1 protein-coding gene is annotated in these 553 nt (G+C 73.4%); it reads left to right on the top strand.

All coding sequences use genetic code 11. The annotated features are described in order from the left end of the window. Window positions 1-19: 19 nt before the first annotated feature. The coding region (locus tag BZL64_RS41100) for a cytochrome P450 (RefSeq protein WP_244205324.1) at window positions 20-553 on the top strand (534 nt) is incomplete at its 3' end.

The raw sequence follows: 553 nt of genomic DNA, 5'->3' as shown, positions 1-553 counted from the left end.
GTCCGGGGCCGGGGCCGCGCTGCCCAAGGGGTTCCGCAGTGCCGGGCTGGGGTGGCCCGAGCTGGGGCGCATCCCGCATCCGCCGTACCGGCTGCCGCTGCTCGGGGACGTTCTGGGCGCGAGCCCGCGGACGCCGGTGCAGGACTCCCTGGCGTACGGCCGCCGGCTCGGGCCGATCTTCCGGCGGCGCGTCTTCCGCCGGGAGTTCGTCTTCGTCTGGGGTGCGCGGCTCGCCGCCGACCTGGCGGACGAGAAGCGGTTCGCCAAGCACGTGGGGCTCGGCGTCGCCAACCTGCGGCCGGTGGTCGGGGACGCCCTGTTCACGGCGTACAACCACGAACCCAACTGGCAGTTGGCGCACGACGTGCTGGCGCCCGGGTTCAGCCGGGAGGCCATGGAGGCCTACCACCCGATGATGCTGGACGTGGCGGACCGGCTGACCGGTCACTGGGACCGCGCGGCGGCCTCGGGGGACGGTGTGGACGTGCCCGGCGACATGACGAAACTGACGCTGGAGACGATCGCGCGCACCGGTTTCGGACATGACTTCGGC

This window comes from Streptomyces bobili (assembly GCF_002154575.1).
In the GTDB taxonomy this organism is placed as follows: Bacteria; Actinomycetota; Actinomycetes; order Streptomycetales; family Streptomycetaceae; genus Streptomyces; species Streptomyces bobili.
This window is presented reverse-complemented; position numbering and strand designations above follow the sequence as displayed.